This is a genomic window from Megasphaera sp. MJR8396C (genome assembly GCF_001546855.1).
Lineage (GTDB): Bacteria > Bacillota > Negativicutes > Veillonellales > Megasphaeraceae > Megasphaera.
Map to the genome: position 1 here is coordinate 39,701 of NZ_KQ958203.1, position 10,741 is coordinate 50,441.

The 10,741-nt window shown below is 53.1% G+C and carries 13 protein-coding genes and 1 tRNA gene; all 14 read right to left on the reverse strand.

The genetic code is table 11. The features are described 5' to 3' along the window. Positions 1 to 6: 6 nt before the first annotated feature. Entirely contained in the window at positions 7 to 888 is an 882-nt protein-coding gene (truB, locus tag HMPREF3201_RS08605) for a tRNA pseudouridine(55) synthase TruB (RefSeq protein ID WP_062412671.1), read from the reverse strand. After that, positions 885 to 1,829: a DHH family phosphoesterase gene (locus tag HMPREF3201_RS08610; RefSeq protein ID WP_062412672.1), complete on the reverse strand. Its 945-nt coding sequence runs from the start codon at positions 1,827 to 1,829 to the stop codon at positions 885 to 887. Before HMPREF3201_RS08610 ends, truB begins: the two co-directional genes overlap by 4 nt. A 4-nt stretch (positions 1,830 to 1,833) precedes the next feature. Beyond that, a complete protein-coding gene (rbfA, locus tag HMPREF3201_RS08615; RefSeq protein WP_062412673.1) occupies positions 1,834 to 2,181 on the reverse strand; it encodes a 30S ribosome-binding factor RbfA in 348 nt (115 codons plus the stop codon). A 15-nt stretch (positions 2,182 to 2,196) separates the two neighbouring features. Further along, positions 2,197 to 4,674, reverse strand: coding sequence for a translation initiation factor IF-2 (gene infB, locus HMPREF3201_RS08620; RefSeq protein ID WP_062412674.1), 2,478 nt, complete (start codon positions 4,672 to 4,674; stop codon positions 2,197 to 2,199). A 14-nt stretch (positions 4,675 to 4,688) separates the two neighbouring features. Further along, on the reverse strand, positions 4,689 to 4,994 hold the full coding sequence (locus HMPREF3201_RS08625; RefSeq protein WP_062412675.1) for a L7Ae/L30e/S12e/Gadd45 family ribosomal protein: 306 nt from the start codon (positions 4,992 to 4,994) through the stop codon (positions 4,689 to 4,691). Beyond that, positions 4,991 to 5,251 carry an RNase P modulator RnpM gene (rnpM, locus tag HMPREF3201_RS08630; RefSeq protein ID WP_044503549.1) on the reverse strand — a complete coding sequence of 87 codons (261 nt, stop codon included), beginning with the start codon at positions 5,249 to 5,251 and terminating at the stop codon, positions 4,991 to 4,993. Before rnpM ends, HMPREF3201_RS08625 begins: the two co-directional genes overlap by 4 nt. A gap of 3 nt (positions 5,252 to 5,254) precedes the next feature. Beyond that, a complete protein-coding gene (gene nusA, locus HMPREF3201_RS08635) occupies positions 5,255 to 6,400 on the reverse strand; it encodes a transcription termination factor NusA (RefSeq protein WP_062412676.1) in 1,146 nt (381 codons plus the stop codon). A 14-nt stretch (positions 6,401 to 6,414) separates the two neighbouring features. After that, positions 6,415 to 6,876 (reverse strand): ribosome maturation factor RimP, encoded by a 462-nt coding sequence (rimP, locus tag HMPREF3201_RS08640; protein ID WP_062412716.1) that lies wholly within the window; start codon positions 6,874 to 6,876, stop codon positions 6,415 to 6,417. A gap of 114 nt (positions 6,877 to 6,990) precedes the next feature. Beyond that, positions 6,991 to 7,686, reverse strand: coding sequence for a hypothetical protein (locus HMPREF3201_RS08645; protein WP_227163165.1), 696 nt, complete (start codon positions 7,684 to 7,686; stop codon positions 6,991 to 6,993). A gap of 9 nt (positions 7,687 to 7,695) precedes the next feature. Continuing rightward, positions 7,696 to 7,780, reverse strand: a tRNA-Leu gene (locus tag HMPREF3201_RS08650). Between the two features lie 5 nt (positions 7,781 to 7,785). Then, positions 7,786 to 8,361: a lytic transglycosylase domain-containing protein gene (locus HMPREF3201_RS08655; RefSeq protein ID WP_062412678.1), complete on the reverse strand. Its 576-nt coding sequence runs from the start codon at positions 8,359 to 8,361 to the stop codon at positions 7,786 to 7,788. Positions 8,362 to 8,370: 9 nt separating this feature from the next. After that, positions 8,371 to 8,979, reverse strand: coding sequence for a dephospho-CoA kinase (gene coaE / locus HMPREF3201_RS08660; RefSeq protein WP_062412679.1), 609 nt, complete (start codon positions 8,977 to 8,979; stop codon positions 8,371 to 8,373). A gap of 159 nt (positions 8,980 to 9,138) precedes the next feature. After that, positions 9,139 to 10,320 (reverse strand): iron-containing alcohol dehydrogenase, encoded by a 1,182-nt coding sequence (locus HMPREF3201_RS08665; protein WP_197408284.1) that lies wholly within the window; start codon positions 10,318 to 10,320, stop codon positions 9,139 to 9,141. A gap of 195 nt (positions 10,321 to 10,515) precedes the next feature. After that, the coding region (locus HMPREF3201_RS08670; protein ID WP_197408285.1) for an iron-containing alcohol dehydrogenase at positions 10,516 to 10,741 on the reverse strand (226 nt) is incomplete at its 5' end.

Below are 10,741 nucleotides of genomic sequence, written 5' to 3' on the forward strand. Positions count from 1 at the left end.
GTTACCTCACAATCCGTCTGCAAACATCTTATGGGGACGCAGGATATGGTGCGCTTCATCGTAGCGTACGATGCCCATCAGCCGCCCGTCAGGCCCATAGACACGCAGTACGTCTCCATCGGTAAGGTTGGGCCCAGCAAAGGGCACAGGCCGCCCCTGAAGGAGAAAATCACACTGTTTCGCCGAGCATTTCGCCCGCCGTATATCATGAATGGCCATGTCAGCCGGAAGGACGTAGGCCGCCGGATCTCGTTCCAGCATCTCCAGGGTCGCCGCTTCTTCAATGGTAAACAGCCCGGCCCGGGTCCGGACCAGATAGGTCATGCAGGCGCAGGTTCCAAGGGCCGTCCCCAAGTCGCGGATAAGGGAGCGGACATACGTCCCTTTCGAGCAGGTCACAGCGAAGGTGCCGCGCCGGCCGTCGAAGGACAAGAGTTCCAAACTGTGGATCGTCACCTGCCGCACGGGCAGAGTGAAATCCCGGTCCTGGCGGGCCAATTTATAGGCCTTGACGCCGTTGACGTTAATCGCCGAATACTTCGACGGCGCCTGGTCGATATCGCCGCAGAAAGAAGCTAAGGTGCGGCGCACGTCGTCGGCAGTAAGGTCCGGAACCGGTGCCGTTTCGACGACGGTCCCCGTACTGTCTTCGGTATCGGTAGCCAGTCCCAGGACGAACTCAGCGTGGTAGGACTTGACGTCGCTGTCGCCGTATTCGATGAGGCGCGTCGCCTGACCGGCATAGACCGGAAGGACGCCCGCTGCCAAGGGATCCAGGGTACCGGCATGGCCCATTTTTTTCATGCCGTAAATACGCCGCAGGCAGCCGATGACGTCGTGACTCGACATGCCTGTCGGCTTGAGTACGTTAATGATTCCGTGTATCATAGGCGCTTTTCAATTTCCTTTACGATGAGGGCTTTAGCCTCATCCAAAGGTTTATCCAAGGTGCAGCCCGCAGCCCGAACGTGGCCGCCGCCGCCGAAAGATGCGGCGATGGCATTGACGTCGACGCCTTTGGAACGCAGGCTGACCCGTGTTTCGGTCGGGCCGATGTATTTTACCGTAAAGGCCACTTCGGCCCCCTTGATGCGGCGGGCATAGTCGATATAGATGCCCGTGTGCTCGCCGATGACGGCCAAAAGTTCCGGCGTGTAGGACAGGCAGGAGATGCGGCCGTCGGCAAAGAGTTCCAATTGATCCAAGACCTTCGACAGGGCCCGGAGCTTATTGAGGGACCGGGCGTCGAGGTGGTCGGAGATGACGTCGGGCTGAGCGCCGTTGTCGACCAAGACGGCGGCCATGCGCAGGGTATGGCCCGTCGTGTTGTTGAACTTGAAGAAACCACAGTCCGTAGCGATAGCCGTATAGAGGGCGTCGGCTATGGCCGGAGACCAGGTGATATGCCATTGGTCAAAGAGGTAGGTCAGGATTTCTCCCGTCGCCGCATAGTCGGGCTTAAAGTATTCCCACTGGGCAAAATGCTCGTTTGAGATGTGGTGGTCGAGGTTCAGGACCTTGCCGCAGACGAGGTCGGCCGTCTTGCCGATTCTCCCCAGGCCGGTCGCATCGAGGACGACCGTAAGCCACGAGGCGTCGGTCTTGACCTGGTCGGGCCGGCAAATCGCCGACAAGCCGTCGAGGAAGTTATAGCGGTCGTCAATGTCATCGTCGATGACCATGACGGCATCCTTCCCCTCCGCTTTCAGCCAGTGCCATAAAGCCAGGACACTCCCTAAGGCATCGCCGTCAGGACTGACATGCGCCGTCACCAAGATGTGTTCATAATGGTGAAGCAGGGTATAGATTTCCTGAGCGGAGCAATTCATATCATCAATCCTTCTTTTCAATGTCGTGCAGAATCTTATCGATCTTCATCCCATAATCAAGAGACGTATCTTCTTTAAATACAATGGACGGCGAATAACGGATGCCCAGGCGTTTGCCTACTTCCGTCCGGATGTAGCCGGTGGCGCGTTTCAAGGCCTCTAAGGTCTGTTTTTTCGCTTCGTCGTCGCCAAAGAGGCTGACGTAAATCGTCGCGTCGCGCAAATCGCCGGTGATGCGGGCATCGGTAACGGTGACGAAACCGATGCGCGGATCTTTTAATTCATTCAGGAGCATCTTCGATACTTCCTGTTTAATAAATTCCTGGATTTTTCGTACTCGTAATTCTCCCATCGAATGTCCCCTCCTTTATTCGGGTTCGACTTCGACCATTTCGTAGGCTTCGATTTCGTCGCCTTCCTTGATGTCGCGGTACTTTTCAAGGGTGACGCCGCATTCGTAGCCCGAAGCGACTTCCTTGACGTCGTCTTTGAAGCGGCGCAGGCCGTCGATTTCACCTTCGTGAACGACGATGCCGTTACGGATGAGGCGGATCTTAGACGTGCTGGTGATCTTCCCTTCTTTGACATAGGAACCGCCGACGATAACCTTCGGCGTCGTAATGACTTTACGGACTTCGGCACGGCCGATGATCTTTTCTTCATATTTCTTTTCGAGCATGCCTTTGATAGCCGCTTCGACGTCGTTGATGGCGTCGTAAATGACGCGGTACATCCGCATGTCGACTTTTTCGTGTTCCGCCATCTTACGGGCAGCGGCATCAGGACGGACGTTAAAGCCGATGATGAGGGCGTTCGAAGCCGAAGCCAGCATGATATCCGATTCGTTGATGGCGCCGACGCCGGAATGGACGATGGCAATGCGGACTTCGTCGCTCTTGATGCCCATTAAGGACTGGCTGAGGGCTTCGACGGAACCCTGGACGTCGCCTTTGATGATGAGCGGCAGTTCCTTCAGTTCGCCCTGCTGGATCTGGTTGAACAAGTCGTCGAGGGTAACCTTGGCATTGACGTGGAGTTCGGACGAACGTTTCTTTTCCATTCGTTTTTCGGCAACGGAACGAGCCGTCTTTTCGTCGGTGACGTTCAGGATGTCGCCGGCTTCCGGTACGTCGTTGAGGCCGAGGATTTCGACGGGCAGGGACGGTTCCGCTTTCTTGACCCGTTCGCCTCGTTCGTTGTTCATGGCACGAACTTTCCCGAAGGCCGTGCCGACGATGATCGTATCGCCGACGCGCAGGGTGCCCTTCTGAATGAGGACGGATGCGACAGGACCGCGGCCTTTATCGAGCTTGGCTTCGATGACGACACCCTGAGCCGGGCGGTTCGGATTGGCTTTGAGATCCTGTACTTCTGCCAAGACGAGGATGTTTTCGAGGAGTTCGTCGAGGCCGATTTTCTTATGTGCCGAAACGGGAACCATGATGGTATCGCCGCCCCAGTCTTCACTGATGAGGCCGTATTCGGTCAGCTGCTGCATGACGTGTTCCGGGTTGGCACTTTCTTTATCGATCTTATTGATGGCGACGATGACCGGTACGCCTGCCGATTTGGCATGGTTGATGGATTCAATCGTCTGCGGCATGACGCCGTCGTCAGCGGCAACGACCAAGACGGCAATATCCGTAACCTGGGCGCCGCGGGCACGCATGGCTGTAAAGGCTTCGTGGCCCGGCGTATCCATGAAGGTGATCTTCTTGCCTTCGTAACGGACCTGGTAAGCACCGATGTGCTGCGTAATGCCGCCGGCTTCGTGGCTGGTGACATTGGTCTGACGGATGGCGTCGAGGAGACTCGTCTTGCCGTGGTCGACGTGACCCATGATGGTGACGACAGGCGGACGAGTTTTCAGGGTTTCCGGTGCATCGATGATTTCTTCGATTTCCGTCGGATCTTCCGGCGGGGCTTCCATGGTAACGGTGACGCCGAATTCGTCGGCAATCAAAGAAGCGGTATCGAAGTCGAGTTCCTGGTTGATGGTAGCCATGATGCCGCCCATGAGGAGCTTCTTCATGACTTCGCCGACATCGCGGCCCATCCGTTCGGCAAAATCTTTAACGATAATCGTTTCCGGCAGTTCGACCGACGTCGGATAGTTCTTCTTCGGCATTTCAGCAGCGACAGGAGCCTGATTTTTCTGATTGCGCTTATTCTTATGCTTGCCTTTGTTCAATACATTGGACAAGAGCGTATGCGGACGGCTGCCGCCGTTATTCTTGTTGTTGCGGTTCTGCTGGCCGCCGCGGCGATTGTTGTTCTTATTGTTGCCGCCGCTGCGGTTAGCGCCTTCGTTTCCGCCCTGCTGGGAATTGCCGAAGTAGCGGGTACGTTTCGTATCGCCGCCCTGACGGTTCTGACCGCCTTTATTGCCGCCCTGCTGCTGACGGGACGCACCCTGTTTCTGACCGGCCTGGGCATTTTTGGCGTTATGGCTCTGTTGGCCCTGCTGTCCCTGCTGGCGTTTGGCGTTCTGGTTCTGGGTATTCTGCGTTCCCTGATTGTTCTGACTATTCTGTCTGCGCGGGTTGCTCTGTTTTCTGTTTTTATTCTGTCGGCTCGTTTCGTTCACTGTTCGGCTATTTCCTTCCCCTGTCGGTTTATTTTCCTGTTTCTTTTCAGGTCTGCTTTCCTGCTTCCTTTCCGGTTTGCGGTCTGCCTTGGCATCTTCTTTGGGGCCCTTTTTAAAGGCTGCGTCAAGGATACCCTTCATGTTGGCATCGATGCTGGTAAAGTTACCGGCTTTAATCTGATGATCTTCCAACGTCTTTATAACGGTTTTCGTAGGAACGCCGTATTCTTTCGCGGCTTCGTATACTCGTTTCGTCATCTAGTTACCCCCTTCTATATATCACGCTTCGCTTTCTCTATGGCTGCCGCAAATCCTTTATCGTCGACCAGAACGATGACGTTCTGGGCTTTGCCGACAGCGCTTCCTAATTCATCTTTTGTATATGTATCAATGATGACGATTCCCTTTCTTTCGGCCAGGCGGCGGTATTTGGTGACGTTGTCATTGCCGCCGTCGGCTGCGAGAAACAGCAAAGGGACGCTCTTTTTTTTCAATGTTTTCTGTGCGGCTCCATCACCGCAGACGGTCTTGCCGGCCCGGCAGGCAAGGCCTAAGAGATTCAGGATTTTGTCGCTCACAACAGGTCCTTTCTCAAAGCTTCATAAATATCGTTCGATACCTTGGTCTTTAACGACCGTTCCAAGCGATGCTCTTTATAAGCTTTTTCAAGGCATTCGCTGTCCGGGCAAAGGTAGACGCCGCGGCCGGACTTCTTGCCGGTCTTGTCGATTTCAACCGTACCTTCCGGCGTGCGGACGACGCGGATCATCTCTTTCTTGCTCTTGAGTTCCTGACAGCCGGCACAGACGCGCATCGGAGTTTTTCGGGTCTTCATCGTTTATTCTCCTTCCGTCGGGACGGTCGTATCGTCATCTGAAGGCAGGGCCATTTCGCTGAGGACGTCCATGTCATCGGCTTCCGCCGCTTCCGGAGCGTCATCGTCGAAGGATTCGGCCGCCTGGCTTTCGCTCTTGATGTCGATTTTCCAGTTGGTCAGTTTTGCAGCTAAGCGTGCATTTTGACCGGCTTTGCCGATGGCCAGGGACAATTGGTAATCGGGAACGACGACGCCTGAAGATTTTTCAGCTTCGTCGACGGTGACCGAAATGACCTGGGCCGGGCTGAGGGCATTGGCGATGTACACGGCCGGATCTTCATCCCACTTGACGATGTCGATCTTTTCGTTCTGCAGTTCAGAAACGATGTTCTGGACGCGAACGCCTTTCGGGCCGACGCAGGCGCCGACGGAATCGACGTTTTCATCGCGGGAATAGACGGCGACCTTCGAACGGCGACCCGGTTCGCGGGCCACGGATTTCAGTTCGACGACACCTTCATAGATTTCCGGTACTTCCAATTCAAAGAGGCGTTTGAGCAGGCCCGGATGGGTCCGGGATACGAGGATCTGGGCGCCTTTCGTCGTCTTACGTACTTCGACGACGTAGCATTTGATGCGCTGGCCTACGGTGTAGGTTTCGGTCGGAATCTGTTCCGACGCCGGCAGGATCGCTTCGGCTTTCCCGAGATCGACATAGACGCTCTTATTTTCGATACGCTGGATGATTCCTGTAATGATGTCATCCATGCGGTCGGAAAATTCATCATAGACGATATTGCGTTCGGCTTCACGCAGGCGCTGAATCATGACCTGTTTGGCGGCCTGAGCGGCGATGCGGCCGAAGTTGGCCGGTGTGACATCGACGTTGACGATGTCGCCGACTTCATAGCCGGGATCGATGAGCCGTGCCTTATCAAGAGAAATTTCGATGTTTTCATCTTCGACGTCATCGACGACGGTCTTGGCAGCCTGGATCTGATAGTCCCCAGTCGTACGGTTCAGGGTAACTTCTGCCGTCGGATTGGCATCGGGCTCTTTTTTGTAGGCCGTAATCAGGACGGCTTCCAGAGAATCGCAGATGACATCCGAAGATACGCCTTTCTCTTTGGATAAGTAAGCAATAGCATTGAGCAATTCTTTATTCACGGTAATAACCTCCACTAAAAATCAATATGCAAACGGACTTGCGATATTTCTTTCCTGTCTATCTCGTGTTCCTCCCCGTCTATCAGAACGACGAGTTTATCGTCTGCCGTCTTTTTGACCAGTTCAGCCGTCACATCCTTGACGCCGTTCCAGGCTTTGAAAAAATGGATATCGACTTTCCGGCCGGCATAGCGGATAAAGTCTTTATCCTTCCGCAGGATGCGGTCCAATCCGGGCGACGATACTTCGAGGAGATAATTTTCGCGAATCGGATCCTTTTCATCGAGGACCTGGCTCAGTTTTTCACTGACAGCCTGGCAGTCTTCCAGGTCGACGCCGCCTTCTTTATCGATAAACACGCGCAAGTACCAGTCCCGCTCACGCACGTATTCGACATCGACTAACTCGATATCAGATCCCGCAATAATCGTTTCTACTTCTTTAGCAATCAAATCTTCAATGTGTTCACGTCTCATCGTATTCACCAGCCTGTCCTCAAAAAATTTTCTGTTAGGTAAAAGTTAAGAGTGGGCTCTCACCCACTCTTCGCATCGAAACATCTAAATTACTTTTAGTATACCACTGTCTGGTCATTCTGACAACGACTTGTCCCGGTCGGCACCGATCTCATCGAGGACCGGCAGTAACCGCTTGCGAAGGGCCGCTTCCAGCTCCCGCAGGGTCGACGTATCGAAGTCATGAACCAGATTGGGGAAATTCTGCACCCGCCGTTCGGCGAAGAAATCGTCTCGCAGGACATTGTACATCAGGGACAGCCCGCTTCGCGATGCCTTATCGTAATACGACAAGATCATGTAGGAGCCGTTGATGATGCGTACTGCGTCGTTCGGCTTGATGAGCCGTCGGAACCCGCCGTACGATTCAGGCAGAAAATCATCCCAGGAAAGGTCGGGCAGTCCCTTGTGTTTCAAGATGACGCCGAAGTTTTCCTTTCGATCCACATAGGAATTATGAATGATCCGGGCCAGTCGCTCTTCCACCATCTTGCGGAAGGCGTCAAAGGATCCGGTAATAAATTCGATAAGGGCAAATTCCAACATGCCGATATCGACCCGAACGGCGTATTCCTCCGATTCGGGGTTGAAGATAGCTCTCACAGTCCAGCCGTTCTCCTTATTTTCATAAGTGAACAGGCGATATTCGACGGGGTTGCCGTCTTTCTCGACCATGCGATATTCTTCCAATAACTGAAAATCTCCCACCGTAAGTGGGAGAACAGTCATGATATTCCATTGTTTGAGTGTTTCAATCAATGTGTTATCCATAGTAATGAATGGTGCGGTTGGCGGGAGTTGAACCCGCACGATCGAAGATCACTGCCGCCTGAAGACAGCGCGTCTGCCATTCCGCCACAACCGCATAACTTAAAAATCATAAAGCTGCTTGTAGTGCTTTTCGTTCAACAAAACTATTCTAACATATTCCCGCGTTTCTGAAAAGGGTATTTTTTCAATTTCTTGAAAATCTTTTGTCCAGCCATATTCCCGGACCCAAGAATCGACGTGTCCCCGACCGGCATTATACGCAGCCAGAGCCAGTATTTGATTCCCATCATACTCTTTTAACAGATAGGCGAGATACCATGTTCCCAGCCTTATGTTGGTACGGACGTCACTGAGCTTATCCGGCGTGTAGTCAGTCATTCCCATCTCATCGGCAATCCACTGCGCCGTATCCGGCATGACCTGCATCAGGCCGTGGGCACCGGGTTGAGAAGCCGCCCGTTCGTCAAATTTGCTTTCGACTAAGATGACCGACGCCACCAGGGCCGGATCGATCTTCGATTCGTAAGAATACTGCCGAACGAGGTAATCGTACTGAAGGGGGTAGACGAATTTTCGCATGACATCATCTTTCCATGAATAGAAATACGATGCCGAAAAGCAAAGTACCAGTGCTGCTATGATGATTTTCCCTTTTGTACTTCCCTTTTTTCTCACGACTTTTCCCTACATTCCAATGCGGTCCATCAAGTCCTGCCATGCGGCTTTCACTTGTGCCCGCGTCGCTTCAGGCGACCCGTTATTATCGATGACAATCTGTGCCAAAGACCGTTTCTCGTCGATGGGAAGCTGGGCATGAATCCGCGCCAGCGCCTCCGGTTCGGAATAGCCATTCCGCTGCATCAACCGCTGAAGTTGGGTCTTGGCATCGACGTATACGAGCCATGTTTCGTCAACGTACGAATTGTATTTTATCTCATAAAGTAAAGGCATGTCAAGAAAGATGACCGGATTTTTTTTATCTTCTTCGATTTTTCGGATTTCTTCTTCGATGCCGTCATGGATGAGGGGAAACAGCAGGCCTTCGAGCTGGGCCTTTTTCGCCTTATCCTGAAAGACAAGGCTGCCGATGTAAGCCCGGTCCATGGAGCCATCCTCGCAAAGAGCTTTCGGGCCAAAAGCAGCAGCAACGGCTTCAAGGCCCTTCGTTCCCGGCAAGACGACGTCATGGGCGATGACGTCACAGTCGACGATGCCGGCGCCAAATTCTCTGAGCATGGTCACTACCGTACTCTTCCCCGACGCAATTCCGCCGGTCAATCCGATATGAAGCATAATCATTCTCTCCCTCTCCGTGCAATATACTTCTATTATACTGGCAGAATGATTTTCTGTCCAACACTGCCTCGTTTCTATACAAAAAAAGCACAGCTCTCGAAAGAACTGTGCTTTATCAAACATCGGATATGGGGCTTCAATCCTTATAAATAAATCTTAGAGGCACATTTCGTAAATCTTCACGATATCATCCGGCGTGAGGTCGATGAAGCCGTGGAGGGTTCCGCCGAGCTGTTTGCAGGCGTTTTCAGCCATGTCACGGAAATGTTTGTCATCGATTCCGAGATCAGACAGGCGGCTGTCGAGGCCCAAGGTCTTAAAGAAGAAGTCAGACAGGGCTTCGATAGCTTTTTCGGCCCCTTCCCGATCGGACAGGCTGGCGTCGATACCGAAGACGTTGGTCCCCAGGCGTTTGATCTGCCAAGCGTTGTCATCGTTCATGACGTACTTGAGCCAGCGCGGGATGAGGATAGCCAGACCGTGGCCATGGGTAATGTCATAGACGGCAGACAGTTCGTGTTCCATGCGGTGGCACGACGTCATCTGAGACACGCCGCCAGCCAGAAAGCCGTTGAGGGCCCACGTCGAGGCCCACATAAGGTTGGCCCGGGCTTCGTAGTTATCCGGTTCTTTGAGGGCAATAGGGGCGAAGGTTACGATGGTCTTCAGGACTTCGTCCTGGACGCGGTAGAGCATATCCATCCGCGGCTGCCGTGAAAAATACACCATGTCAAAGACATGAGCCATGATGTCGACGCTGCCTGATGCCGTCTGATAAGCCGGTACGGAGAAGGTATTGGTCGGGTCGAGGAAGGATACGGCAGGCTGAACGGCCGGCGAAAAGTACGGAAGCTTGTCCTTTGTATCGACGTTGCTGATGACGGCGCCGGCATTCATTTCCGAGCCCGTAGCCGCGATGGTCAGGACCGTCATGAGGGGCAGTGCCCGCGGGCTTTCGACCTTCTTTATGACTAAATCCCAGCAGTCGTCCGTCGGAGCTGCGACCGTGGCTGCCATGACCTTTGAAGCGTCGATGGTTGAGCCGCCGCCGACGGCTAAGATGACGTCGATGCCTTCTTCCCGGCAAATTTTAACGCCCTTATTGACCGTCGTATGGCGCGGATTCGGTTCGACACCGCCCAATTCCGATACGGTCAGGCCGGCCTTGGTCAGGACATCGACGACCTTGTCATAGAGGCCGATCCGTTTAATCGAACCGCCGCCATAGACGAGGAGGACTTTTTTCCCAAAAGCTGCCGCTTCTTCACCGAGGTGAGTTAATTGATCTTTGCCAAAGTAAATCTTGGTTCTATTTTGAAATACGAAATCGTTCATCATAAATCTCCCTTCTTAATCAATAAGAATTGTTATATTATATGTAATTCGCCATCGTTAGCAGAATCCCTTTTTCGAAATCTTAATGAATCCCTTTTCCCTACTGCAAGGTCAAAACAGACCGTAAAAAAGCACGGCCGCTAAAGCAGCCGTGCTTGTAATATGGGATTTTAGAGATTTGTTGCCTTTTAAGATTTCTTAGAGGCACATTTTATAGATGTTTACGACGTCTTCCGGCGTGAGATCGGCAAAACCTTCGATGACCCCCGTAGGACCGCAGGCTTTTTTCGCCATTTCTTCAAAGTGCGATTCGTCGATGCCAAGATCAGACAGTTGGCTGTCGAGACCTAAGGTGTTGAATAAGAAGTCCGACAAGGCTTCGATGGCCTTTTCAGCCCCTTCCCGATCGGACAGGCTGGCGTCG

What these genes read in the sequence shown, in the direction of transcription:
- infB (WP_062412674.1), bottom strand. Translation starts at nt 4,674, where the DNA reads ATGACGAAACGAGTATACGAAGCCGCGAAAGAATACGGCGTTCCTACG.
- HMPREF3201_RS08665 (WP_197408284.1), bottom strand. Translation starts at nt 10,320, where the DNA reads ATGATGAACGATTTCGTATTTCAAAATAGAACCAAGATTTACTTTGGC.
- HMPREF3201_RS08645 (WP_227163165.1), bottom strand. Translation starts at nt 7,686, where the DNA reads ATGGATAACACATTGATTGAAACACTCAAACAATGGAATATCATGACT.
- HMPREF3201_RS08610 (WP_062412672.1), bottom strand. Translation starts at nt 1,829, where the DNA reads ATGAATTGCTCCGCTCAGGAAATCTATACCCTGCTTCACCATTATGAA.
- rimP (WP_062412716.1), bottom strand. Translation starts at nt 6,876, where the DNA reads ATGAGACGTGAACACATTGAAGATTTGATTGCTAAAGAAGTAGAAACG.
- truB (WP_062412671.1), bottom strand. Translation starts at nt 888, where the DNA reads ATGATACACGGAATCATTAACGTACTCAAGCCGACAGGCATGTCGAGT.
- coaE (WP_062412679.1), bottom strand. Translation starts at nt 8,979, where the DNA reads ATGCTTCATATCGGATTGACCGGCGGAATTGCGTCGGGGAAGAGTACG.
- rbfA (WP_062412673.1), bottom strand. Translation starts at nt 2,181, where the DNA reads ATGGGAGAATTACGAGTACGAAAAATCCAGGAATTTATTAAACAGGAA.
- rnpM (WP_044503549.1), bottom strand. Translation starts at nt 5,251, where the DNA reads ATGAAGACCCGAAAAACTCCGATGCGCGTCTGTGCCGGCTGTCAGGAA.